Annotated in this window: 21 protein-coding genes; 7 read left to right on the top strand and 14 right to left on the bottom strand. The window is 64.1% G+C overall.

Annotation, left to right across the window (positions count from 1 at the left end):
• Nucleotides 1-65 precede the first annotated feature (65 nt).
• The 6 genes from mazG to EKH80_RS24180 all read right to left on the bottom strand — a co-directional run bounded on the left by mazG (nt 66) and on the right by EKH80_RS24180 (nt 4,072).
• Nucleotides 66-872 carry a nucleoside triphosphate pyrophosphohydrolase gene (mazG, locus tag EKH80_RS14020; RefSeq protein WP_126685405.1) on the bottom strand — a complete coding sequence of 269 codons (807 nt, stop codon included), beginning with the start codon at nt 870-872 and terminating at the stop codon, nt 66-68.
• On the bottom strand, nt 869-1,690 hold the full coding sequence (gene cysQ, locus EKH80_RS14015; RefSeq protein WP_126685404.1) for a 3'(2'),5'-bisphosphate nucleotidase CysQ: 822 nt from the start codon (nt 1,688-1,690) through the stop codon (nt 869-871). Before cysQ ends, mazG begins: the two co-directional genes overlap by 4 nt.
• Nucleotides 1,687-2,247, bottom strand: a complete 561-nt coding sequence (gene nudE, locus EKH80_RS14010; RefSeq protein ID WP_126685403.1) for an ADP compounds hydrolase NudE — start codon at nt 2,245-2,247, stop codon at nt 1,687-1,689. Before nudE ends, cysQ begins: the two co-directional genes overlap by 4 nt.
• 58 nt (nt 2,248-2,305) lie before the next feature.
• A complete protein-coding gene (locus tag EKH80_RS14005; RefSeq protein WP_126685402.1) occupies nt 2,306-3,088 on the bottom strand; it encodes an inositol monophosphatase family protein in 783 nt (260 codons plus the stop codon).
• Nucleotides 3,088-3,858: a type II secretion system protein N gene (gspN, locus tag EKH80_RS14000; protein WP_126685401.1), complete on the bottom strand. Its 771-nt coding sequence runs from the start codon at nt 3,856-3,858 to the stop codon at nt 3,088-3,090. The genes EKH80_RS14005 and gspN overlap by 1 nt, the downstream gene beginning before the upstream one ends.
• 76 nt (nt 3,859-3,934) lie before the next feature.
• A complete protein-coding gene (locus tag EKH80_RS24180; protein WP_230473708.1) occupies nt 3,935-4,072 on the bottom strand; it encodes a hypothetical protein in 138 nt (45 codons plus the stop codon).
• Between EKH80_RS24180 and bioA the strand changes: the two genes are divergently transcribed.
• On the top strand, nt 4,061-5,347 hold the full coding sequence (gene bioA, locus EKH80_RS13995) for an adenosylmethionine--8-amino-7-oxononanoate transaminase (RefSeq protein WP_230473701.1): 1,287 nt from the start codon (nt 4,061-4,063) through the stop codon (nt 5,345-5,347). The two genes, EKH80_RS24180 and bioA, sit on opposite strands and share 12 nt — an antisense overlap.
• 132 nt (nt 5,348-5,479) lie before the next feature.
• Here bioA and EKH80_RS13990 read toward each other — a convergent pair whose 3' ends face one another.
• On the bottom strand, nt 5,480-5,797 hold the full coding sequence (locus EKH80_RS13990) for a hypothetical protein (RefSeq protein WP_126685399.1): 318 nt from the start codon (nt 5,795-5,797) through the stop codon (nt 5,480-5,482).
• A gap of 156 nt (nt 5,798-5,953) precedes the next feature.
• Here EKH80_RS13990 and EKH80_RS13985 point away from each other — a divergent pair, with 156 nt between their 5' ends.
• A complete protein-coding gene (locus tag EKH80_RS13985; RefSeq protein ID WP_126685398.1) occupies nt 5,954-6,688 on the top strand; it encodes a 16S rRNA (uracil(1498)-N(3))-methyltransferase in 735 nt (244 codons plus the stop codon).
• Nucleotides 6,689-6,773: 85 nt separating this feature from the next.
• Here EKH80_RS13985 and EKH80_RS13980 read toward each other — a convergent pair whose 3' ends face one another.
• From EKH80_RS13980 to pilG, 7 genes are all read right to left on the bottom strand, one after another.
• Nucleotides 6,774-7,250, bottom strand: coding sequence for a chemotaxis protein CheW (locus EKH80_RS13980; RefSeq protein WP_126685397.1), 477 nt, complete (start codon nt 7,248-7,250; stop codon nt 6,774-6,776).
• Nucleotides 7,247-9,028 carry a chemotaxis protein CheB gene (locus EKH80_RS13975; RefSeq protein WP_126685396.1) on the bottom strand — a complete coding sequence of 594 codons (1,782 nt, stop codon included), beginning with the start codon at nt 9,026-9,028 and terminating at the stop codon, nt 7,247-7,249. Before EKH80_RS13975 ends, EKH80_RS13980 begins: the two co-directional genes overlap by 4 nt.
• On the bottom strand, nt 9,021-15,173 hold the full coding sequence (locus EKH80_RS13970) for an Hpt domain-containing protein (RefSeq protein WP_126685395.1): 6,153 nt from the start codon (nt 15,171-15,173) through the stop codon (nt 9,021-9,023). The genes EKH80_RS13975 and EKH80_RS13970 overlap by 8 nt, the downstream gene beginning before the upstream one ends.
• Nucleotides 15,174-15,270: 97 nt before the next feature.
• A complete protein-coding gene (locus tag EKH80_RS13965) occupies nt 15,271-17,304 on the bottom strand; it encodes a methyl-accepting chemotaxis protein (RefSeq protein ID WP_126685394.1) in 2,034 nt (677 codons plus the stop codon).
• 111 nt (nt 17,305-17,415) lie between these two features.
• A complete protein-coding gene (locus EKH80_RS13960; protein ID WP_126685393.1) occupies nt 17,416-17,961 on the bottom strand; it encodes a chemotaxis protein CheW in 546 nt (181 codons plus the stop codon).
• 7 nt (nt 17,962-17,968) lie between these two features.
• Nucleotides 17,969-18,340, bottom strand: coding sequence for a response regulator (locus tag EKH80_RS13955; protein WP_126685392.1), 372 nt, complete (start codon nt 18,338-18,340; stop codon nt 17,969-17,971).
• 33 nt (nt 18,341-18,373) lie between these two features.
• Nucleotides 18,374-18,733 (bottom strand): twitching motility response regulator PilG, encoded by a 360-nt coding sequence (pilG, locus tag EKH80_RS13950; RefSeq protein WP_188795642.1) that lies wholly within the window; start codon nt 18,731-18,733, stop codon nt 18,374-18,376.
• A 401-nt stretch (nt 18,734-19,134) separates the two neighbouring features.
• On the opposite strand from pilG, the gene gshB reads away from it, so the two are divergent.
• The 5 genes from gshB (at nt 19,135) to EKH80_RS13925 (ending at nt 23,036) form a co-directional block, all read left to right on the top strand.
• The gene (gshB, locus tag EKH80_RS13945; RefSeq protein WP_126685390.1) at nt 19,135-20,103 is read left to right on the top strand and encodes a glutathione synthase; all 969 of its coding nucleotides are present in this window, start codon (nt 19,135-19,137) and stop codon (nt 20,101-20,103) included.
• Complete coding sequence (locus EKH80_RS13940; protein ID WP_126685389.1) at nt 20,100-20,966, top strand: energy transducer TonB; 867 nt, start codon at nt 20,100-20,102, stop codon at nt 20,964-20,966. The genes gshB and EKH80_RS13940 overlap by 4 nt, the downstream gene beginning before the upstream one ends.
• Before the next feature lie 125 nt (nt 20,967-21,091).
• Nucleotides 21,092-21,670 carry a YqgE/AlgH family protein gene (locus EKH80_RS13935; protein WP_196240394.1) on the top strand — a complete coding sequence of 193 codons (579 nt, stop codon included), beginning with the start codon at nt 21,092-21,094 and terminating at the stop codon, nt 21,668-21,670.
• Complete coding sequence (gene ruvX, locus EKH80_RS13930; RefSeq protein WP_126685387.1) at nt 21,667-22,089, top strand: Holliday junction resolvase RuvX; 423 nt, start codon at nt 21,667-21,669, stop codon at nt 22,087-22,089. The genes EKH80_RS13935 and ruvX overlap by 4 nt, the downstream gene beginning before the upstream one ends.
• 20 nt (nt 22,090-22,109) lie before the next feature.
• The gene (locus EKH80_RS13925) at nt 22,110-23,036 is read left to right on the top strand and encodes an aspartate carbamoyltransferase catalytic subunit (protein WP_126685386.1); all 927 of its coding nucleotides are present in this window, start codon (nt 22,110-22,112) and stop codon (nt 23,034-23,036) included.
• Nucleotides 23,037-23,203: the final 167 nt, after the last annotated feature.

Below are 23,203 nucleotides of genomic sequence, written 5' to 3'. Positions count from 1 at the left end.
CAGGGGTGCAAACCCCGGCATTACCAGGCACGCAACCCGCGCGATGCTGGGACGGTCATCCCAGCCTACCGTTCCTCCGCCTTGGCCCTCCGCCAAAGCGCTTCCTGCTCTGCCAGGCCCTGCGCCGCCAATGGCTCCCCATCCGCGGCCGCCAGTTGCTCCATGCGCCGGAAGCGCCGCTCGAACTTCTTGTTGGCATGCTTCAAGGCCCGCGCGAAGTCCACCTTGGCGTGACGGGCCAGGTTCACGGCCACGAACAGCACGTCGCCGATCTCGTCCTCCAGGCGGGTCGGATCGGCACCGGCTTCGAATTCGGCCGCGACTTCGGCCAGTTCCTCGCGCAGCTTGTCGATCACCGGCTGATGGCCGGGCCAGTCGAAACCGACGGTAGCGGCGCGCTGCTGCAGCTTCCGCGCAAGCTGCCATTCCGGCTGGCCGTGCGAGACGCCTGCCAGCGCGCTGTCGTCGGGTGCAGCACCTTTCGCCACGCGCTCGGCGTTCTTGATCTCCTCCCAGGCGCGCGTCTGCTCTTCCACGTCCGCATAGCTGACGTCGCCGAACACATGCGGATGCCGGCGCAGCATCTTTTCACTGATCGCGTGCGCCACGTCGTTGAAATCGAACAGCTGTCGCTCTTGCGCCATTTGCGAGTGAAACACCACCTGCAACAGCAGATCGCCCAGTTCGTCGCGCAGATCGTGCCAATCCTCGCGGTCGATGGCATCGGCGACTTCGTAGGCTTCTTCGACCGTATAAGCAGCGATGGTGCTGAAATCCTGTTGCAAATCCCACGGGCAACCGCGCGCGGGATCGCGCAGGCGGGCCATGATGGCTAGCAGGTCGTCCAGGCTGTGGCGCGTGGTTGTGCTCATGGCAGCCCCGCATCGCGCAGCCGCGCAGGCCAGTCGATGGCGGCGTCGCCCACGGCCAGGAATTCCGGATTGATCAGCGATTCGCCGCGGTTGTAGCACAGTGGATTGCCGGTCAGGTCGAGCACCGCGCCACCGGCCTCTTCCAGCACGCATTGCGCGGCGGCGGTATCCCATTCGCTGGTAGGGCCGCGGCGCAGATAGATGTCTGCCGAGCCGCGCGCGATCAGGCAGAACTTCAACGAAGAACCCAGCGCATGCAGCTGATATTCGTCGCCGAGCAAACGGCGCAGCGTCAATTCCGACAAGCCGCCATGCGAACGGCTGCCAGCCGCCACCGGGGGGGTGGCCAGTGTGCGCGTGGAGATGCGCTCCCACTCACCATCACGCTGCACCTGCCACCATGCTCCCTGTCCGCGCGCGGCGGCGAACAATTCTTCGGTAACCGGCGCCAGCACCGCTCCTAGCACCGGCCTGCCGTTTTCGACCAGCGCGATGTTGACGGTGAATTCACCGTTGCGCTTGACGAATTCGCGCGTACCGTCGAGCGGGTCGACCAGCCAGTAGCGCGACCATACGCGACGCTCCTGCCACGGCAGCTGGCTGGCTTCCTCCGACACCAGGGGCAACCGCGGATCGAGCTGCGCAAGACCCGCTGCGATGACATTTTGGGCCGCGAGGTCTGCCGCGGTGAGGGGCGAGAAATCGGCCTTGATCTCGACCTCGAAGTCTTCGCGATAGATCGCCATGATGGCTTCGCCGGCGTCGCGCGCCAGAGCGCCGACCTCGAGCAGCAGGGGATGAGCAGGGGCGGCGCTCATGTGCGTTGCAGGCGTCCGGCGAGGTATTCGCGCGCCAGGAACAGCGCCGCGATGGAACGGCCTTCGGTGACATCGTCCCGCGCGACCAGGGTATGCAGGTCGGAGAGTTTCCAGGGCACCACTTCGAGCGGCTCGGGTTCGTCACCTGGCAGGCGCTCGGGGTAGAGATCCTGCGCCAGCACGACATGCGCCATGTGCGTCATGTAGGCGGGCGACAGCGAAAGGCTGTGCAGGATCTTCAACTTGCGTGCGCCGTAGCCGACTTCTTCCTTCAGCTCGCGGTCGGCGCCCTGCTCCGCCGTCTCGTCCTGGTCCAGCCGGCCCTTGGGCAGGCCCAGCTCGTAGCGATCCACTCCTACGCCATATTCGCGCACCAGCAGTACCGTTTCATCGTCCAGCATCGGCACGATGATGACCGCGCCCAGGCCATGCCCCTTGAGTCGTTCGTAGGTGCGGTGTTCGCCGTTGGAGAATTCCAGGTCCACCTGCTCCGCGTGCAGAAAACGGCTGGTGTCCAGGTCACGCGTCGCGTGGATGATGGGATAGCGAGGTGGCATAAGCGGGATTGTAACCGGCTTTCGCTGCCGCTCCCGTAGGTTGGGGTGCAAACCCAACCTACGCGGTCGGAGCGAGGCGAGCCAGAGCCTGCGCGTGAAGCGCCGGCGTACCGGCCAGCACGCTGCGGGTATCGAGGTTCAACGGCTCGCCCTGAAGATCGGTGAATACGCCGCCCGCCTCACGCACGATCACCGCCAGCGCCGCGACATCCAGGATGCTTACGTCGGATTCGATCACCAGATCCAGGCTACCCCGCGCCAGCAGGTGGTAATGGCAGAAATCGCCGTAGCCACGGATGCGGTTGCTGTCGCGAATCATCGCACCCAATGTCTGCCAGCGCGCGTCGTCGGTAAGCGTTTTGACGTTGCCGATGGAGATGGATGCTTGCGCCATCTCCGTGGTCGGCGCCACCTTTACGCGCTCCCCATTGAACCAGGTGCCGCCACCTTTGCTCGCCCACATCGTTTCGCCGTATACCGGGGCACTCGATACGCCCAGCACCAGTTCGCCCCGCTGCATCAGCGCGATTTGGGTGGAGAAGAATGGCGTGCGGCGCACGAAGCTCTTGGTGCCGTCGAGCGGGTCGACCAGCCAGAGCAAGTCGCTGCCGCTATGGTCCAGGCCGAACTCCTCGCCGTAGATCGCAGCTCCCGGCAAGCCCTGGGCAAGGATGCTACGGATGGCCTGTTCGGCTTCCCGGTCGGCGATCGTCACCGGCGTAGCGTCGGGTTTGATCTCCACCTCAACACCGCGGTGCCAATAATGACGAATCACTTCGGCGGCCGCGTCCGCCGCTTCCCGGGCGGCCTTTAGCGCCGCCTCCCATCGTTGCTCGTTCATCATTGCTTGATCGCAGGGCCCCATTGAGCCAAACCCCCACGATAGCGGAGTTCGAACGTGCCGTCCGCTGCGGGCGTGCCCTGGCTGCGCAGCCAGCTCAACACGGCCGGATCATGGTTGCGCGGGACGAGGCGCAGTTGCAGGTCCCAGCCGAGCGGGCTGAGGGCTAGCCGCCCGGCAGTCTGCACCGAGCCGCTGCCGTCATCGCTGAGCGTTCCCTGCAACGCCCCGGATTGGCCGGTGACCGCCAGCATCACCTGTCCCAGCGGGATGTTGCCTTGCGCGGTATGGATGGCGGCCTGCGACCAGATGCCGGTGGCATCCAGCTGTATGGGCCAGGCGCTGCGCAGTTGCGCTTGCGGCACCTGCAGGTCTAGCTGACCTTGTGGCCGCCCCCGCAACCAGGGTTGCATGCCGAGCATCGCCATATCCAAGTGCAGCTTGACGTCGTGCAAGGCGATTTGCGCGGGGGAAAGACGATGCACTCGGCCCTGCAACTGCAGCTGTGGCTGGCGCAGTTCCACACTGGCCTGGAGGTCGCCCAGCAAGGCCCGGCGGGAAATGACCCAAGCAAGGCTGCCGAGCGGCGGGCCATCTGCGATCGAAAACTGCTGGGCGCAGCCTTCCCACAATGTTCCGGTGACACCGTCCATCCGCACGCCACGCCATTGCGTTTGCAGCAGCGGCAAGGCCCAGCTTGCGGGGAGGAACCATACCAGCACCCCAAGGGCGAGTACGACTATTGCCGGAATTGCAAACCAACGCTTCATCGATGTTCCTGCTGCACGCTACACCTCTTGGCGCGACGCCACGGTTCCTGCCCTTACGACAGGCCAGAGCCGTCCCCTACGATAAGCAAGGGTTGAACGGCGGCACGACCGCATCGATCATAACCGGATGATTGATCAGTCCCACGCGAATGCCGAACTTGCCCGGCGCGACTTGCGCCATATCTGGCACCCCTGCACCCAGATGCACGATCATCAGCACGTCCCCATGGTGCCGATCGTGCGGGGCGAAGGCGCCTGGCTGATCGATGCGGGTGGGCGCCGCTATCTTGATGGCATCAGCTCCTGGTGGACCAACCTCTTCGGTCACGCCAATCCCCGCATCGCCGCAGCCCTGGCCGAGCAGGCGAGGACGCTGGAGCACGTGATTTTCGCGGGCTTCACGCATCCGGTGGCGATCGAACTGGCCGAACGGCTGGTGGCGCTCACCCCGCAAGGCCTGGATAAGGTCTTTTTTGCCGACAACGGCTCGGCTGCCATCGAAGTGGCGCTGAAGATGAGCTTCCACTATTGGCTCAACCAGGGCCATGGCGGGAAAACGCGCTTCATCGCGCTTACCGGCAGCTATCACGGCGAAACACTTGGCGCCTTGTCGGTTAGCGATGTAGCGCTGTATCGCAAGACTTATGCACCTTTGCTGCTCACCCCCATGCTCGCGCCTTCGCCCGATGCCTACGAAGGTGAACCCGGCGAGTCGCCCGAGCACGTCGCCATGCGCCGCCTGGCGGCGATGCGCGTGTTACTTGAAGGCCACGCGCACGAAACCTGTGCAGTGATCGTGGAGCCGCTGGTGCAATGCGCTGGCGGCATGCGCATGCATCACGCCGCATTCCTCACCGGCCTGCGTGCGCTTTGCGACCAATACAACGTCCACCTGATCGCCGATGAAATCGCCGTGGGCTTCGGCCGCACCGGCACCTTGTTCGCCTGCGAGCAGGCACATGTCGCGCCGGACTTCATGTGCCTGTCCAAGGGACTGACCGGCGGCACCTTGCCACTCTCGGCTGTATTGACGACGCAACAGGTGTATGACGCGTTCTATGCCGAATACAACGCCGGCAAGGCGTTCCTGCACTCGCACAGCTACACCGGTAATCCGCTTGCCTGCCGGGCCGCGCTGGAAACCTTGAACATTTTTCGCGACGAACCGGTGCTGGAGCGCAATCGCACCCTGGCTACCCATCTTGCAAGACGACTCGCACCGCTGCGCGACCATCCCAATGTAGCCGACTTGCGGCAGCACGGCATGATCGCCGCCGTGGAATTGGTGGCCGACAAAGCGAGTCGGCGCACCTTTCCTTCGGAGGAGCGGCGCGGCCTGCGCGTTTACTTGCATGGGCTTGGACGCGGCGCGCTGCTGCGGCCGTTGGGCAACGTGATCTACTTCATGCCGCCCTATGTGGTGAGCGAAGGAGAGATCGACCACCTGGTTGACGTGGCAATCGAGGGAATCACCCACGCAGTCGCCTAGGTTGGGGTTTGCGCCCCAAGCTATGAATGGTCTGAAAAAATCCGTCCTGGATTTATTCAGACGCGTCGTGGGCGATGCATCCTTGCACCGCGGAGGCTCTGAATAAATCAGAGCTTCCTTTCGTCTCACGCGTCAATGACCACCGTTACCGTGGATCGTCACGGCCGGATCGAGCCTCTCCAAGGCCGGCGCAAGGCTCGTCGCGCCGGTAGCATCGATATCCTGCTTGGAATAGGACCGGCCCGCGACCGGCAGGCATTCACCTGGCTTGGGTTTGAGCAGGCTGCCGGTGTCTCGGATACATCCGCGATCACCCGGTTTGAGGGGCGAACGCGTCACGGCTTTGGATGGCTGAGACGCGTGCTGATCTGTTTGAGGCGCACTCTGGGGGGCAGCAATCGCTGCCGCCGCACCAAGCGCCAGCACTGCGGAAACTAGCAATCTGAACATGGCAAACCTCCTTGCTCGCTGCGGGGAAGAAAACGAGCCTCGTAGGTGAGACCATGCTGCTACCAGGATTGGTTCATCGCAAGGGTTAGCTTCTTGCACGCCATTCAGATGGCTGAACCGCAGTATGCTGCACGGCCAGCCATTGATCGAAAGCTTATGCGAACCACCCGCATTCACGTTGACCACCCGCTGGCGCTCGCCGCCGAGCTGCCGCTGCCTGCGCAGGCGGCCGAACACGTAGCGCGGGTATTGCGTATGGAAGTCGGCGACGCGCTGACAGTGTTCAACGGTGATGGCTTTGACTACGCCGCCTGCCTGGTCCGGGTAGGCAAGCGCGAAGTGATCGTTCGCGTCGACGATCGCGAAGAAATCACCAGCGAATCGCCGCTTCGGCTGACCCTGGTACAAGCTGTTGCGCGCGGGGAAAAGATGGACCTAATCGTGCAGAAGGCCACGGAACTTGGCGTAGCCCGCATCGTGCCGCTGTTCACCGAGCGTTCTGAAGTGAAGCTGGATGCCGCGCGCGCAGAAAAGCGTTTGCAGCATTGGCGCGCGGTAGTCGCCAGCGCTTGCGAGCAGAGCGGCCGCGGGCGCATTCCCGAGGTCATGCCGGCACAGTCGCTGCAGGCCTGGCTGGCTGGCCTGCGCGATGACGGGTCACAGCGCCTGGCTTTGCTGCCTGAGGGTACATTGCGGGCGCGCGAACTCCGCTTTGGCGAAGCCGGGGGATGGCTGGTGGTTGGGCCGGAAGGCGGGCTGGGGGAGCGCGATGTGGCGGTGCTACGCGAAGCGGGTTTTCAGGGGCTGTGCCTGGGGCCACGGATCTTGCGCACGGAAACGGCTGGATTGGCGGCGCTGGCGGCGTTGCAGGCACTCCATGGGGATTTGTAGGCCGGGAAGATAATTCCAGCTTTGGCCGCGGCATCCCGGTGCTGGGATTGCCATCCCAGCCTACGCCGTTAATTCATGCGGGGACTCAGCTCGCCTCCCGCAGCAACTCCGTCACTTCCAGCTCGATCCCTTCGAGATCCGGAATCACGGCAATATCGTCGCGTACCAGCACGTGCGCCTTCACGCCGTGCGGCAAGGGCTTGCCGTCATGCGTAGGAATGATCAGCTCGGCGTTGAGCGTGGTCAGGCGCGGAAAGCCCTGGGTAACCACCGCCACGAAAGGCACATCGGGATTGTCGCCCAGCGCCTTCAGCACCGCCACGCGCACGCTCAGTTCCGCGTCGCCTTCTTCCGCACCCGCCAGCTTGGTGAACGAAACCAGCGGTACGCGCCAGCCGCGCCACGCGATGCGGCCGAGCAACCACTCGGGTGCGCCGGCGACGGGTTCGGGGGCCGCGAAGGTGATCACTTCGGCCACGGTGGCATTGGGCAGCAGCAGGCGCAGATTGCCGACCGGCACCAGCACACAGCGGATTTCGCGGGGTAACGGTTGTTCGCTCATCGTAAGTCCTCCACCAGACGCACCGCGAGTTCTTGCGGCGAACCGGAAAAACTGGCCAGGCGTTCGGCCATTACGCCGTTGACCATGTCAGCATAGTGATCGCTGGCGGACGCCTCCACCCACACCTGCCCGCCGCGATCATGGATCGCTTGGGCGCCCGCCACCGCATCAGTGGCCTCGCCGGCAAACACGATGGCCAGCGCGCCGCGCCCGAACACGTTGGCGGCCATGGTGAAGCTGCTGTCGATGGAAGGCGACTGCCCGTTGACATCATCGTTGGCGGCGCTGAGTTCCACATGGCCATCGCGGGTGATGCGCACCTGCTGTCCGCGCGGCACCACCACTACTTCACCGGTGCGTGCACGCATACCCGCAGCGGCTACCTTGACCGGCAGGCGGCAGCGTGTTGCCAACGATGCAACCATATGTTCGAGCGCATCGTTGGTGTGATGCTGGGTGAGCAGAATCGGCAGCTTCAGATCGCCGGGCAATGCGCCGAGAAAGTCGGCCAGCGAGGCTCCGCTATCACGCGCCGCACCCAGCACCAGCAAGCGTGCAAATGCCACCTCCAGCTCGTGCAGGTGCGACTCGAACGGCTGATATTCATCCTGCGGCGCAATGGCGTCTTCCATGGACACCAATTCGAGGCTCATGCCGGGCTTGACCGGGGACTCTTCTTCTAGAAACTCCACGCCAGGCGCCAGGTAGTCCGCAGCGCTGACCTTTTCGACGCTGAGCGACGCCTTGTCGCCAGCGGCCTGCGCCGGGGCATGATCGTGCTCTTCCACGAAGCCCCATTCCGGCGCAACCGGCGTGGGTGTCTGTTGGGCCAGCGTTGCCTTTTCGATCACCGGCGGGGTGAACTCTTCCTCGACCGACGCAAGCGAAAGATGATCCAGGCTGATGTTGAACGCCGGCGCTTCCATGCTCGCGGGTGCAGGGACAGGCGCCGGCGCCGGCGCAAATCCGGGTGAAGTCGGGATCTGCTCGTGCAATTCGGGCGCCACCTGCGTCTGGTCCTGCCAGCCGAAATCGCCGTCATGCAGGGGCGGCAACTCGTCTTCCGCCTTGAATTTCAGGGAGCCGAATTCACCCTCTGACGAGGGTTCGGTCAGGTCGTCACCCGCCAGCAGGGCTTCCAGTTCGGCGGCCAGGGTGTCCGATGCTTCGTGCCGGACGGGCGCCTCGTCGGGTTGTTGCAACAAATCCGCAAGCGCCGCCTGTTTGGGTGACGCTCCTGCTTCCGGCGTCGGTGCGGCCGCCACCGTCGCCGGTTCCGCCGGAAGTTCGGGCTGGACCGGCGCTATGTGCATCAGCTCTGGCTCGCTCGCCGGCTCGGCCAAGGCAACGGGTTCGGCGGGAAATTCGGACTCGGCCTGGACCGGCATGGCAACGGGCGGCGTCACCTCCCGCGCATGCTCGGGGCGCGGCGGGTCGATCGTGTCCTTGTTGAGCGTCTTTGCTGCCAGGTGGCGCGCCCAGCGCGCACGATCCCAGCCGTCCAGGCCACGGCTGGCTTGTGCATCGTTGAACACGACCGGAATGTCGCCGGCAGCGACCAGTTCGTAGACCAGATCGAGTGCGGTGTCGTCCACCGATTCGTCCAGATTCACCACCAGCACGTCAACGCCGGCCTGCCGCAATTTGGAGACATCGAAACTGCTGACCGGACCTTCATGTGCGATCCGGGCGCCATGCTCGGAGAGTGCGGCGCGCAGATGACCACCCAGCTCAGCGTCATCGAACAACAGCGCGACCGCAACAACCTTCTCACTCATTCACCGGCTCCTGCACGTGCTGCTCCAGTACTTCGCTGATCTGCGCCAGCAATTCGGCTTCCTGGTAGGGCTTGCCGAGGTAACGTTCCACGCCTATGTCGAAGGCGCGCTGACGATGCTTTTCGCCGGTGCGCGAGGTGATCATGATGATCGGCACGTGGCGCAGGCGCGGATCGGCCTTCATCTGCGTCGCCAGTTCGTAGCCGTCCATGCGCGGCATCTCAATGTCGAGCAGCATCAGGCTCGGAACACGCTCGTGCAATTTTTCGAGTGCGTCGAGGCCGTCCTTCGCCGTTTCCACTTCGTACTCGTGGCGTTCGAGCACGCGGCCGGTGACCTTGCGCATGGTGATCGAATCGTCGACCACCATCACCAGCGGACGTACGCGTTCTTCCTCAATCACCGGCGCCGTCGTGGCGTAATCCACACCTTCGGCCAGGCGCTGTTCGCGACGAGCCAGGCCATGACGCACCAGCGGAGCGAGGTCGAGAATCACGAGCACGGAACCGTCGCCCATGATGGTGGCGCCGAGAATGCCGGGGACCGAACTTACCTGCGGGCCGACCGACTTGACCACGATTTCGCGCGAGCCGATCACGGCGTCGACGCGGATCGCGGCGCGCAGTTCGCCGGAGCGGGTCAGCAGCAGCGGCAACTGTTCTTCATCGCCGATCCCGGGGACCACGCCAAGCAGCCCGGCCAGGTCATGGATCGCGTAGTCCTCGCCATTATAGTCGAACTGCGCATTGTCCTGCGCCAGGCGCTCCGCCAATTCGTCAGGACTGATGCGTGCCACGCCCTGCACCGAAGTCATCGGGATGGCGAAAGTGGATTCACCGATGCGCACCAGGATCGCCTGCGTTACCGCGAGGGTGAACGGCAGACGCAGCACGAAGGTGGTGCCCTCGCCCTGGCGCGATTCGATCGCGAGCGAGCCGCCCAGCGACTTGATCTCGTTGGCCACCACGTCCATGCCCACGCCGCGGCCGGCGAGCTGGGTGACGGTGTTGGCAGTGGAGAAGCCGGTCTGCGTTATCAATGCAAGCAATTGATCATCGGAAAGGCGCGTTTCCGTACGGATCAGGCCTCGCTCAACCGCGCGCTTGCGGATTGCCTCGCGATCCAGGCCGCGGCCGTCGTCGCTGACGCGAACCACCACCTCGGTAGCTTCGCGCGCCACGCGTATGCGTACCGCACCTTCTTCCGGCTTGCCTGACTTCAGGCGATCTTCCGGCTGCTCGATACCGTGCGCAACGGCGTTGCGCAGCATGTGCTCGAACGGGGCCTTGATGCGGTCGAGCAGGTTGCGATCCATTTCACCGTGCGCGCCTTCCACGTACAGCTGCGCTTTCTTGCCTTCTTCCTGCGCGGCCTGACGCAGCGTGCGGCGCAAGTTCGGTACCATGGTGTCGAACGGCAGCATGCGCGTACGCAGCAAACCTTCCTGCAGCTCCGAACTTACCCGCGACTGCTGGATCAGCAGTGTTTCGGCCTGGCGGGTCAATTCGTCCAACATGCTCTGGATCGATACCAAGTCCGACACCGATTCGGCAAGCGCACGCGAGTACTGCTGCAATTGCGAGAAGCGGTCCAGTTCCAGCGGATCGAACACGCTCATGCCACCTTCGCGGTGTTCGCGCTGGAAGCGCGCGATGATCTGCGCTTCCGTTTCGATTTCAAGCATACGCAGCTGGCTACGCAGACGCGATACGGTCTGCTCGAGTTCGACCAGGTTGAAGCGGTAGGCCGATACCTGCTGTTCCAGGCGCGAACGGTAGATCGCCACCTCGCCGGCATGATTCACCAGGCTGTCGAGCAGTTCCGCGCGGACGCGGATCTGTTCCAGTGCGGTGCGTCCGGCTTCTTCGGCTTGCGACTCGTCTTCGATGGGCAATAGAGCAGGCAGATCTTCCGCGCTTGCTGGCGCGTCCGGCACAGGTGCCGCCTGCACCTCGACGGGTGCAGGTGCAGGTGCAGGTGCTTCGGCGACCGGAGCCACCGGTTCCTGCCCCCCCCCCTGCAGCCGCGCGACCATCGCGTGCGGATACGCAATGGCCTTGCCTTGCGAAACTCGCTGCACGAGGCCATGCATCTCGTCGAAAGCCGCTTCGAGCGTACCGATCAGCAGGCCGGTCTTGTTTGGATCAATGCCATGCGAGCGTTCCAGCAAGCTTTCCAGCGCATGGCTGAGATCGCCTACCGGCGTGACACCGGCGATACGTGCGCCACCTTTGAGAGTGTGCAGCGCTCGCAGGAGGCCGGCCATGTGCGATACATCGGTCGGCTCGGCATGCCATTTCGCCAGCGTGCTGTCGGCGTCGTCGAGAATCTCGCGCGCTTCTTCGCTGAAGATTTCCAGCAAGTCCGGATCGATATGACCGAAGCTCATCAGCTCGCCGGCCGGCACGCGTTCGGCCGGTGCTTGGGCCGCAACCACCTCTTCAAAGCGGGGCGCCTGGCTAATGGGCTCTGCAACCGGTTCTTCGTGAGCCGGCTCTTCGTGCGGCTGACTTTGCGCGACCTGCTCTTCTAGCGGCTCTTCAAATTGGGGAGCCGGTGCGGCCGGTTCTGCGTCAAACTCGTCGGACTGCGCCTCGACAACATGCCCCACCTCATGCCCGACCGCTTCCGGCTCGACCGCAGGCGCTGCCTCGGATACCGGATCGTCTGCCGGAGCATGCAAGGATTCTTGGTGCACGGACTCGTCGAGCAGTTCGTTCGCTGCCGCGTGGCCGAAATCCAGAGGGTGCTCGATCGGCGCCGGCTCTTCGGCCGCCGGCTCGCCAGCGGCGTATTCAGGCTCAAGTGCCTCCAGACTGGCAAGCAACTCAGCGAACTCCACATCTTCGGCGCTCGGATCGGGTACGCGATAGTGCAGCGCCGATTCGGCTTCGGCCGGCTCCTCCGCCGCAATCGATTCAAGCAGCTCGGCGGTGTAATCGTCCTCTGCGGAAGCCGGTGCTTCGGTCGGGGGCTCAATGGCAGCAGCCCCCTGCTCCTCGTCCTGGTGCCCGGCGACAACTGGCTCCTGCTGTTCGCCCTCGTATGCCTCGTCCAGGCCTTTAACGGACTGTGCAACCTGCACCGGAGCCGGCGGCTCGAACGGCACCGGTTCCGCCGTATGCGGCTCGAACACCACATGCGCCATTTGCGGCTCGGGCTGGTGATCCCGCAGCTCGGCCAGGCGCGCGATGATCGCGGAGGCATCCGGCAGATGTGGATGCGTAGCGTCGAACTGCGCCATGACTTCGTCAACCACGTCCGCGCTCTGGCGCAACAGACGCACGCCTTCGCTCGACAGCGGTTCGCCCACTGCGCGCAGGCGCTTGAGCAGGCTTTCCAGCGGCGACAGCAGCTGGATCAGCACCGGGATGTCGACCATCGCGATGGCGCCATGCAGCGTGTGTACGGCGCGCAACAGACCGTCGTCGACCGGCAGGTCGCCTACGGCGAAGGTCACTGCATTGCGGATCGTTTGGAGATATTGCGCCACTTCGCTGCGCAGGATTTCCAGCAGAACCGGATCGACTGGCGGGAGTACCGGCGCTTCGAGCGCTTCAGCGACCGGCGCGACCGCTTCGAACGGCTGCGCAGCGGCAACCGAATGATCGGTATGCGTGGCAGTGGGAATCGCTTCAGCCGACACACGCGGCACACGGCGACGCACCACATGGCGTACGGTCTGCGTCCCGCTAGTGGCGAATTGCTCCACGCTGGCCTGTTCGCCGGCAGCAAGATGGTCGGCCGCCTGCATGATGCCGGTGAGTGGCGCCGTGGGCACGGTACCGTCCTTCAATGCGGAGTACAGTTGCGGTAACGCATCGATGGCATGCCCAACCAGCGCCTGCACGCCAGCGTGCGGCTGGACGGTACCGTCCAGCACACGATTGAGCAAGTTTTCCACACGCCATGCGAATTCGCCCAGCACGGTGGCGCCAACCAGCCGGCCCGAGCCCTTGAGCGTATGGAACGAGCGGCGGATCGGCATGAGCTCGGAGGACTGCGAAGGATCCGCCATCCACCCCTGCTGCGCCTGGCGCAGGCTGTTGATCTCTTCCTGCATTTCCTCCAGGAAGATGTCGCGGATGTCGTCGTCGATGCCTTCGGTGGTGGTCTGGAAGCCGGCGGTGGCCGCCAGCGGATCAACGCCGGACACCTGCTCTTCGACTTCTTCTTCGATCTCGACCCAGTCTTCGCCTTCCTGGACCATCGCCACAGGTGGTTGCGATTCGGTCTCGGCCAGGTGCAGGCCGGTAACGTCATGGGCAATCGGCGCAGGCGTTTCGCTGCTACCTACGAACAACGCGCTGGCGTCTTCGCCGTGCGCGACGGAGACCGATTCGCTGAGCGCGGGCGCGGGTGCCGGCGCAAACGCATCCGCAGGAGCCGGCACCGGAGCGACTGCTTCGGGTACGGACTCCGATGCCGCCTTGGGCAGCGGCGGTGGCCAGTAGCCCAGGCCGCCCAGGCTGTGTTCGGCCACGTCCAGCACATGCTCGAGGCCGCCGCGGTGTTCGCTCGCAGCTTCGAGGTAGTACTCCAGCGCGGCCAGCGCATCAGCGAGCTGATCCATTTGCGCACTACTGGGAATGCGCTTGTCGATGCACAGTTCGTTGCCGATGAAGCGGCCCACACCCTCGGCGATCTGCGCCGATCGCGGCGACGACAGCATGCGCATCGCGCCGGCGACTTCGTCCATCAGCTCCGGCATACCGCCGAGCTGCTCATGCTGCCAGCCCGATTCGACGAACGCGACGATGCCGTTCTTGACCTTGCCGGTGTTGACGATGGCCTCGCTCATCAGCGTGGCGAGAATGTGCCGCGCCTCGCTGCGCGGCAGCATCGTCGCCCTGTGTTCTTCCTCCGGCGGATTTTCCGCGCCCAGGCTTTCGATGTGATCGTCCAGCGACGCCTCGACATAGAGCAACGCGCCAGCCACATCGAGCAGCGATTCCTCGTCGGGACTACGCAGGCGGTTGGCGACTTCTTCCAGCACACGCCGCTGTTCATTCACCACGCGGCGCGGCACGTTGAGCGCCAGCATGCCGAGCGTATCGCCGACGCGCTCCAGCACTTCGGCCTGCGCCCCCAGCTGGGCCGGATCGGCATCGCTCTGGCGCAGGAACAGGTCCAGCGCTTCCTTCACGCGCAGCAGATCATCCTTCAGCGCGCGCGCGACCGAATCGAGCAGTGCGCGGTTGTGTCCGGCCATCGAGCCGCGCGCATGTTCGACCTCGCTGGCCTCGGGCATCAGGTTATCGAGGTTGTAGGTCTGCGCAAGCTGCAGCATATGCGGGCTGCGCTGCTTGGACTGCGCCACGATGTAAAGCAGCTTGCGCGCGAGGTCATCCGCATCACCGCCCTGCATGGCATCTTCGCCTTGCTCGATCAGCTGGCGAATGCTGCGGTCGACCTTGCCGATCAGTTGGCGCACATCGGTGACATGGGCCTTGAGCATGCCTTGGTCGAGGCCTTCCAGCACGCCGGCGGTGATCCACCACAACCGGCGACCCGGCACGGTACTGCAGCGCGCGGCGATTGCATTGAGCGAGTTACGCATGCCGGCCAGTTGCTGCGAACCACCCTGACCGCGGAACCAGGCCAGCAACTGCTGCTGGAACCGCAAGCGCAGCTCGTTGACCTCGCTCTTGCGGCGCTGTACGTCGACGGGACCGGCGGCGGCCGGCGCCTGGGGCGGCAGCGGCACTTCCAGATTCGGCGTAAACAGCGCCGCTTCGCTCAGCGCTTCCTGTTCGCGGCTGGCACGCAGTTCGTTGAGCAACGGCAGCAGCACTACCGGCACATCGCGGTGGCCGCTGGACAGGCGTTCGAGGTAATCGGGAAGTTGCATCAGGCCGCGCATCAGCGCGGCATACGCGTCCTCGCGGTTGCGTATGTGGTCTTCGAGCAACGAGATGGCGAGTGTTTCCATCTCCTCGGCAACCATTGCCGCGCCGTACAGCTCGACCATGCGCAAGGTACCCTGCACCTGGTGCAGGTTCTCGGCACAGCCGCGCATGACGCCGCGATCGCCGGGATTGTCCACGTAGGACTCGAGCGCCTGTCGCGCGAGCGCAAGCGTCTCGTCAAGCTCGGGCTTGACCCACTGGAGCGTGGTGAAATCGATGTGGTCTTGAAGTCTCATGCGCCCCCCTCAGCGGCTGCGCTCTTGCGCATTGACACAACCGTCGAGGCTGCCCTCTTGTGAATGCCTAATAACACTTCGGTCCAGTATCAACCGCTCAACCCGGCAACTTGAAGTGCGCCACCGAACGGCGCAGATCACTGGCCAGCTGCGCCAGGTAACCAATCGACTCAGCCGTCTGGCTTGCGCCTTGCGACGTCTGCGAGGTGATTTCCTGAATCGCGTTCATGGATTGCGAAATATCCGTTGCGGCGATCGACTGCTGACGCGCAGCGGAAGAGATGTTTTGAATCAGTGCGGACAAGTCGTGCGATACGCGCTCGATGTCGCCCAGCGCGCTGCCGGCGTCCTCGGCCTTGCGAGCACCGGCCACCACTTCGGCGGTGGTCTGTTCCATTGAATTCACCGCTTCGTTGGTGTCGGACTGAATCGTCTGTACCAGCGTTTCGATTCGCTTCGTGGCGCTCGCGGATCGTTCCGCGAGGCGCTGCACTTCGTCCGCCACCACCGCAAAACCGCGGCCCGCTTCACCCGCCGAGGCGGCCTGGATCGCGGCGTTCAAGGCGAGGATGTTGGTCTGCTCGGCAATGTCGTTGATCAGTTCCACGATCGAGCCGATTTCCTGCGAGGATTCACCCAGGCGTTTGATACGCTTGGAGGTTTCCTGGATCTGGTCGCGGATCGAGTCCATCCCCGAGATGGTTTCACGCACCACTTCCGCGCCACGCGAGGCGATTTGCACCGAGCGCTCGGCCACGTCGGCCGACTCGGCGGAATTCTTGGACACATCATCCATCGAACTCGCAATCTGGTTGATCGCCGTGGTGGCCGTGCTGATGCGATGCGCCTGCGCTTTCGCGGCGTCGGCCAGGTGGCGCGCGGTGGTCTGCGTTTCCTGCGCCGAGGACGACACTTGCTCGGAGGTTTCGTTGATCGTCGTCACCAGGGTGCGCAACTCGTCGATAGCGTAGTTCACCGAGTCGGCGATCGCGCCCGTGATGTCCTCGGACACGGTGGTTTTTACGGTCAGGTCACCTTCGGCGAGCGAACCCATTTCGTCCAGCAGGCGCATGATCGCCTCCTGGTTGCGCTGGTTGAGTTCGGTACTTTCGCGGAAGCGGCGGCGCTGGTCGCCCACCAGCTGGATAACCAACAGGATGGCGAAGGCCACGGCGCCGAGCGCACCGACCAGGCCCCAGCCCACGTTCGGGAACAGGCGCCGTACCGGCAGCTGGCCAATCTGTTCAGACAGGTCGTTCGCGCGCAGCAGCACGTTCTGCGAATCCAGCGAGGCCTGGTTGCCGGCGCTCTTCACCTCAGCCAGGTTGCTGGCGGCGGCGGCAAGCTTGGAGACCGGATCGCTCAGCTTGTCCCATTCCCCCTGCATCTGGGCAAGGATTTTGCGGGCATTGGCGTCGCCCAGCTGCTGCACGCCCATGCTCTGATTGCCCTGCAGCAGGCCCTTCAGCACTTCTCCGTAATTCTGCGCGTCGCGCGACAGGCCGTCAGCGGACGCCTGGGCGGATTCGCCGCCCTGCAGCACTTCCTGCACACGGCGGATGACGCGGTCGGCCGTCAGCATCTGGCGCGAGGCGCCGAGCATCTCGTCCGCGCTGGTGCCCTTGCGCTGCTGCAGGATGTTGACCACCTGCTCCATGTTGGAGTTGAGCAGCGGCAATTGTTTGGAAAGATCGTCGGCGCGCTGCGCCGAATCGAGCACCACCGCCTTGTTGGAAAGGATTTTGCCGATATCGCGATCAAGCTGCTTCCAGGCATCGGCCAGCTTGCTGACGGAACGGCCGGTAGGCGTGGCGTTCTGGTCGGCATAGGGCTTCATGCCGGTCTTGGTGTCGCCATTGACCAGGCGCTGCACGGCAGAATCGATGGTGTCGCGCGCGTTCTCGAGTTCCGCGAACGAATCGGGGTTACCGCCGGAAGCTTCCAGCGCGTACTTGGCCGTTTGCTGCGACAGCACCTGGATCTGCGTGGTCAACGCGATGGCCTGGCGATCTTCGCCGTTCTTGAGGTTGAGTAAGACGAAGTCGACCGCCGCGAAGCCGATCGAAACCACCAGCAAGACAATCAGGATGGTATATCCCCGTTCCTTGCCGACGCCCCCTGTAATGCTCATGTTCTTCACCTCATCCGTCTACCACACCGGCACGCCCAAGCGCGCCGGTCAAGAATTTCACCAAGCCACCGCCCCGCTGCGAGTACCGCTCGCTCCAGCCGCCGTGCATCATCAGGCGGCCGCCTGGCGGAAATCGGGCGCGCGAACCAACCTACCCATGCTAAACAGCGCCAGGCGCTGCCCGTCCACTTCCACGCGATCCTCGACGAAACGCGTCAGGCGTGGATCCTCCTCGCGCTCAGCGTCGCGGCGCTGTTCCGCGTCCACCGTACGCTGGCCGAATACTTCGTCCACTAGCAGGGCCACGCTGCCGCTGCCCTGGCGAACCACCAGCAGACGCGCGCGCTCGGAATGCTGCGTACGCTCGCTGAACAGGAAGCGTGCCATGTCCACCACCGGCATCAGATTGCCGCGCACGTTCGCCACGCCCAGCAACCACGGCTTGGTCCCGGGCACGGGCGTCAGCACGGGTACTGCCAGTAGTTCGTTGATCTCGTCGATCGCGCTCACGAACAGGTAGCTGCCTGCGCGATAGCCGATACCGCGCCACAGGCCCGGCGCTTCGAAACGCTCCTGCGTACCGGATGCGTGCGCCAGCGAAAGCCGCTCGTAGCGGGCCAGGATCTCGAACGGCGACTGGGCGGCCGATACAGTCATGCCCGCCTCACGCCGCCTTCGGCAGCAGCTCGTTGATGCACGAAAGCAGTTCCTTCTCGTTCACCGGCTTGGTGATGAAGGCCTTGGCACCCTGGCGCATACCCCACACGCGGTCGGTCTCCATCGACTTGGTGGTGATGATCACGATCGGCACATGCGCGGTAGCCGGATCGCGCGTAAGCGTGCGCGTGGCCTGGAAACCGTTCATGCCCGGCATGATGACGTCCATGATGACGAGGTCCGGCTTGGTGGCGCGCACGCGCTCGATGCCGTCCTCGGCGTTGTTGACCGCATCGACGCGATGCCCCGCCCGTTCGAGCAGCATCGAAAACACGCGCACGTCGGTGGGTGAATCGTCAATGATGAGGATATTGGCCACGGCTCCCCCTTTAGAGCTAATTATCACGAGCCTTCAGACCGTACTGGCGACGTGTCGGTGGATGGCGCCAAGCAATTCGTCGCGGGTGAACGGCTTGGTGAGGTACTGCTCCGCGCCGACGATGCGGCCGCGCGCCTTGTCGAACAGGCCGTCCTTCGAGCTCAGCATGATCACCGGCGTCGAACGGAATTGCGGATTGTTCTTGATGAGCGCGCACGTCTGGTAGCCATCCAGTCGCGGCATCATGATGTCCACGAAGATGATGGCTGGCTTTTGGTCGGAGATTTTTGCCAGCGCCTCGAAGCCATCGACGGCGGTGAGCACCTCGCACCCTTCTTTCTTGAGCAAGGTTTCCGCCGTGCGGCGGATGGTCTTGGAGTCGTCAATCACCATGACCTTCAGACCCGCTAGGCCGTTCGTAGCTACGTTCAAGTTCACTTAACCCCCCCTGCTGCCTGCCCCAGGCTCAGGTACGTCATCCGCCAAGCGGCAAACGGGCCACCCGACGGATGCAGATGAAAAATTCCTGCTCAGACTTTTCTTGGGTGCCCTCTTCTTGTGCGGGCGCTCCGTCGTTGCTGTTTACTGCCTGGCCGCTCTTCCGTCAAGGAAAAAACGTTGTAGCGGGGGCGCTTATCACCAAAATCGCGAACACAAATGTGAAATAAAGACCCTTCATGACGGCTCCCGGCAAGGGAGTGTCCGCGACCTGGTCAGATTTGCGCATGCCGCACCCTTGTCGGCTCCCGACCACCTCGGCGAACATGCACGCCCCACCCGCCACCGGAACCGCCATGCCCCGTTCGGTCGCTGTGCTGATGGACCCCATCGGCAGCATCAAGATCGCCAAGGACACGAGCTTCGCCCTGCTGCTGGAAGCCCAGCGCCGCGGCCACCAGCTCTACTACATGGAGCAGGGTGACCTGGCCCTGCGCGACGGCGCGCCCTGGGCCCGGCTGCGTCCGCTACGCGTAAAGGACGACCCGGCCGGCTGGTACGCCCTGGGTGAAGCCCGCTGGACCGACTTGCGCGAAATGGGCACCGTGCTGCTGCGCAAGGACCCGCCGGTCGACCCCCAGTTCGTCTATGACACGCTCGTGATGGACGTGGCCCAGCTTGCCGGCGTGCAGGTGGTCAATGACCCGCGCGCACTGCGCGACTGCAACGAGAAGGTGTTCGCCTTGCACTTCCCGCAATGCATGGCGCCGACCCTGGTGGCACGGGATCCGGCCGAGCTGCGCCGCTTCGTGGCCGAACACGGCGATGCCGTGCTCAAGCCACTGGATGGCATGGGCGGGCGCGGCATCTTTCGCGTGCAGTCGGGCGACAAGAACCTCAACTCCATGCTGGAAACACTGGTCCAGGGCGACTCGCACGGCCAGAACCGCCAGTTCACGGTGGCGCAAAAATTCATTCCGCAGATCAGCGCCGGCGACAAGCGCATTCTGATGATCGACGGCGAACCGGTGCCCTACGCCCTCGCGCGCATTCCCCAGGGTGACGAATTCCGCGGCAACCTGGCTGCGGGCGGCCGCGGCGAGGGCGTGCCGCTAAGCGACCGCGACCGCTGGATCGCCGCCGAGGTAGGCCCTGAATTGCGCCGCCGCGGGCTGCGCTTCGTCGGGCTGGACGTGATCGGCGACTACCTGACCGAGATCAACGTCACATCGCCGACTTGCGCTCGGGAACTGGACAAACAATTCGGGCTTAATATCGCAGGAATGTTGTTCGACGCCCTTGAGACCAGGCCGACCTTCGCGTGAATGCTGTAGCCCGCCGCCCCGGCAACAACAAGATCGGGGCCACCTTCGTTTTTTCGCTGCTGGTGCATGGCCTGCTGCTGTTCGGCATCGGCGTCAGTTACGTCGCGACGCGCCCGGCCTTGCCCACGCTTGACGTGACGTTGGTAAACGTCGCCAACAGCGAGGCGCCGGACAGGGCCGATTTCCTGGCCCAGGCCAACAACAAGGGCGGCGGCGAGAGCGACAAGGCACACCGGCCTTCGCAACCTTTCTCCGGACTCCTCCCCCTGCCCAGCCAGGGCACTGCCCCGCAGCCGGTGACTGCAGCAACTCCCGCGCCGCAGCAAGCTACAGACCAGCGTATGCTGACCACTACCGGACAGGCCAATTTCAGCGTCAACAGCAACGATGCCAAGGACGCGCGCGACACCCCGGATACCGCTACCGCGGATGAAGCCCGTGTCGAACGGCAGATCGCACAGCTTTCCGCCGAGACACGCAGGGAGCGCGAAGCCTATGCAAAGCGCCCGCACAAGAAGTTCATCAGTGCCAACACCGCCGCGAACATTTACGCCGCCTACATGCGCGGGTGGGCCGATCGCATCGAGCGCGTAGGCAACTTGAATTATCCCGAGCAGGCCCGCGAGCAAGGCATCCACGGCGATGTGATTCTGACTGTCGGCATAAACAGAGACGGCAGCCTGGCCAGCATCGACATACAAAAGAGTTCCAGCTACCCCATCATCGACAAAGCCGCGGTCGCCATCGTAAAGCTGTGCGCACCGTTCCCGCCGCTGCCGCCGGACAGCAAGGAAAAGGTGGATATCCTGTATGTCACCCGCACTTGGCAGTTTCAGCCTGGGGACGTGTTGAAGACTCGATGATGTTTGCCGCCCCTCTCCCGCCGGGGCAAGGGGAAAAAGCGTGCGCAATAACACGGCGATAACACCACCAGGCGCGATACTGGGTCACTTGTTTGCCGCAGACGCCACCTCGCACAGCGCTTACAATGGCCACCATGCAGACCAAGTCCCCCCAGTCCCTCGCTGGCCAGTTTTTGATCGCCATGCCCAGCCTGACCGAACCGCCGTTTTCGCGCGGGGTAGCCTTCATCTGCCAGCATGACGAAGACGGTGCGGTAGGCCTGTTGATCAATCAGCTCTCCGAATACCGCTTCGGCGACGTGCTGGCGCAAATGAAGCTCAGCTGCAACGACCCGGAACTGGTCGACGCGCCGGTGCTGATCGGCGGCCCCGTGCAGCAGGAGCGCGGCTTCGTGCTGCATCGCGAGCACGGGCACTGGGAATCGAGCTACCGCATCAACGGCGATTGGTCGGTCACCACTTCTCGCGACATCCTGGTGGCGATGGCCGCCGGCGAAGGCCCGCGCCTGGCGCTGATGGCCCTGGGCTATTCGGGCTGGGGGGCCGGCCAGCTCGAGCAGGAGCTGAAGGACAACACCTGGCTCACCGCCGAAGCCAATGAACGGGTGATCTTCCACACCCCGCTGGAGGAACGCTGGAGCGCCGCCGCCGGCCTGGTCGGCATCGATCCCCTGCAACTTCCCGGCTACGCAGGTCACGCATGAGCTGCGTGCTTGGCTTCGATGTCGGCAGCAAATTCATCGGCGTCGCAGTTGGCAATCGCGTCACCGCCAGCGCCCGCGCCATCGCCACCATCGCCATGCGCGACGACGCGCCCGATTGGGCAGCCCTGGATGTCTTGCGCAGCGAATGGCTGCCCGAAGGCTTCGTGGTGGGGCTGCCGCTTACCCTCGATGGCGAAGAACAGGCAGCAAGCAAACGTGCGCGCCGTTTCGCCGAACGCCTGCGCGAACGCTACCGCGTGCCGGTGGCCATGGTGGATGAACGCCACAGCTCCCTTGAAGCCGCAGAGCGTTTCGCCCAGTCACGCGCCATGGGCTTGAAACGCCGCAGCGGCGCTGCACAACTCGATGCCGAAGCCGCCGCGGTGATCCTCGAACGCTGGTTGCACGAAGCCGCATAACAACACCAAAGACAATCACCATGTTCTCACGCCTGCGCCACCTCACCACGCTCGAAAACCTGCCGCGCGAATGCATCGAGCGCTTGCTGGACCGCGCCATCACCATGCGCGACGCCTGTGCGCATGGTACGCGCAAGCTGGATCTGCTCAACGGACGCACCATCCTCAACCTGTTCTTCGAACCGTCCACTCGCACACGCACTTCGTTCGAGTTGGCCGCGCGCCGGCTCGGGGCGGACGTGATCAATTTCGACATCGGCTTCTCCTCCACGGCCAAGGGCGAGGAGTTGTTCGATACCTTGCACACGCTGGAAGCGATGCACCTGGATGCCATCATCGTGCGCCACAAGGTGTCCGGAACTCCGGATGAGCTGGTACGCCATGCGATGAGCGGGGTGTCCGTGATCAACGCGGGCGATGGCAATCGCGCGCATCCCACGCAAGGCTTGCTCGACGCACTGACGATCCGGCAGCATCGGCCGGATTTCAGCGCACTCACGGTGGTGATCTGCGGTGACGTGAAACATTCCCGCGTAGCGCGTTCCGACGTGCATGCCTTCACCAGGCTGGGGGCAAAGGAAATCCGCCTGTGCGGCCCTGCCCCCTTGATGCCGGACCAGCAGGAATTTCCCGACTGCAAGTTCTACAACAATTTCGACCAAGCCATCGAAGGCGCCGACGTGGCGATCATGCTTCGTCTGCAGAAAGAGCGCATGTCAAGCATTGAGCTGCCGGATGAAGCGGCCTACTTCCGCGAATACGGCCTGGACAGCCGCCGCTTGGCCATGGCCGCCCGCGGCTGCCTGGTGATGCATCCCGGCCCGATCAACCGCGGCATCGAAATCGCGCCGGAGGTGGCCGACGGTCCGCAGTCGCGCATCCTCGAGCAGGTGGGTAATGGTGTGTTCGTGAGGATGGCGGTGTTGGGCGAGATGCTCGCCCGCTGAGGCCCGTAGGTTGGGGGCATGCCCCCCCCAACATCCCCCTGATCGCACTGTTGTTGCATGCCGTAGATGGCTGCATTGCCTGCGGCGCTTTCGGTCCCTAAAGGGCCCGAGTCACTTTTCTTTGCTGGCCCAAAGAAAAGTAACGGCGGTCTCTAAACTCAAGTGCA

The sequence above is a fragment of the Dyella choica genome, from assembly GCF_003977665.1.
In the GTDB taxonomy this organism is placed as follows: domain Bacteria; phylum Pseudomonadota; class Gammaproteobacteria; order Xanthomonadales; family Rhodanobacteraceae; genus Dyella_B; species Dyella_B choica.
This window is presented reverse-complemented; position numbering and strand designations above follow the sequence as displayed.

Bases quoted from the DNA above. Each gene is read 5' to 3' on its own strand.
- mazG (WP_126685405.1), bottom strand. From the start codon at position 872: ATGAGCACAACCACGCGCCACAGCCTGGACGACCTGCTAGCCATCATG.
- cysQ (WP_126685404.1), bottom strand. From the start codon at position 1,690: ATGAGCGCCGCCCCTGCTCATCCCCTGCTGCTCGAGGTCGGCGCTCTG.
- nudE (WP_126685403.1), bottom strand. From the start codon at position 2,247: ATGCCACCTCGCTATCCCATCATCCACGCGACGCGTGACCTGGACACC.
- EKH80_RS14005 (WP_126685402.1), bottom strand. From the start codon at position 3,088: ATGAACGAGCAACGATGGGAGGCGGCGCTAAAGGCCGCCCGGGAAGCG.
- gspN (WP_126685401.1), bottom strand. From the start codon at position 3,858: ATGAAGCGTTGGTTTGCAATTCCGGCAATAGTCGTACTCGCCCTTGGG.
- bioA (WP_230473701.1), top strand. From the start codon at position 4,061: ATGCACGATCATCAGCACGTCCCCATGGTGCCGATCGTGCGGGGCGAA.
- EKH80_RS24180 (WP_230473708.1), bottom strand. From the start codon at position 4,072: ATGATCGTGCATCTGGGTGCAGGGGTGCCAGATATGGCGCAAGTCGCG.
- EKH80_RS13990 (WP_126685399.1), bottom strand. From the start codon at position 5,797: ATGTTCAGATTGCTAGTTTCCGCAGTGCTGGCGCTTGGTGCGGCGGCA.
- EKH80_RS13985 (WP_126685398.1), top strand. From the start codon at position 5,954: ATGCGAACCACCCGCATTCACGTTGACCACCCGCTGGCGCTCGCCGCC.
- EKH80_RS13980 (WP_126685397.1), bottom strand. From the start codon at position 7,250: ATGAGCGAACAACCGTTACCCCGCGAAATCCGCTGTGTGCTGGTGCCG.
- EKH80_RS13975 (WP_126685396.1), bottom strand. From the start codon at position 9,028: ATGAGTGAGAAGGTTGTTGCGGTCGCGCTGTTGTTCGATGACGCTGAG.
- EKH80_RS13970 (WP_126685395.1), bottom strand. From the start codon at position 15,173: ATGAGACTTCAAGACCACATCGATTTCACCACGCTCCAGTGGGTCAAG.
- EKH80_RS13965 (WP_126685394.1), bottom strand. From the start codon at position 17,304: ATGAGCATTACAGGGGGCGTCGGCAAGGAACGGGGATATACCATCCTG.
- EKH80_RS13960 (WP_126685393.1), bottom strand. From the start codon at position 17,961: ATGACTGTATCGGCCGCCCAGTCGCCGTTCGAGATCCTGGCCCGCTAC.
- pilG (WP_188795642.1), bottom strand. From the start codon at position 18,733: ATGGTGATTGACGACTCCAAGACCATCCGCCGCACGGCGGAAACCTTG.
- gshB (WP_126685390.1), top strand. From the start codon at position 19,135: ATGCCCCGTTCGGTCGCTGTGCTGATGGACCCCATCGGCAGCATCAAG.
- EKH80_RS13935 (WP_196240394.1), top strand. From the start codon at position 21,092: ATGGCCACCATGCAGACCAAGTCCCCCCAGTCCCTCGCTGGCCAGTTT.
- ruvX (WP_126685387.1), top strand. From the start codon at position 21,667: ATGAGCTGCGTGCTTGGCTTCGATGTCGGCAGCAAATTCATCGGCGTC.
- EKH80_RS13925 (WP_126685386.1), top strand. From the start codon at position 22,110: ATGTTCTCACGCCTGCGCCACCTCACCACGCTCGAAAACCTGCCGCGC.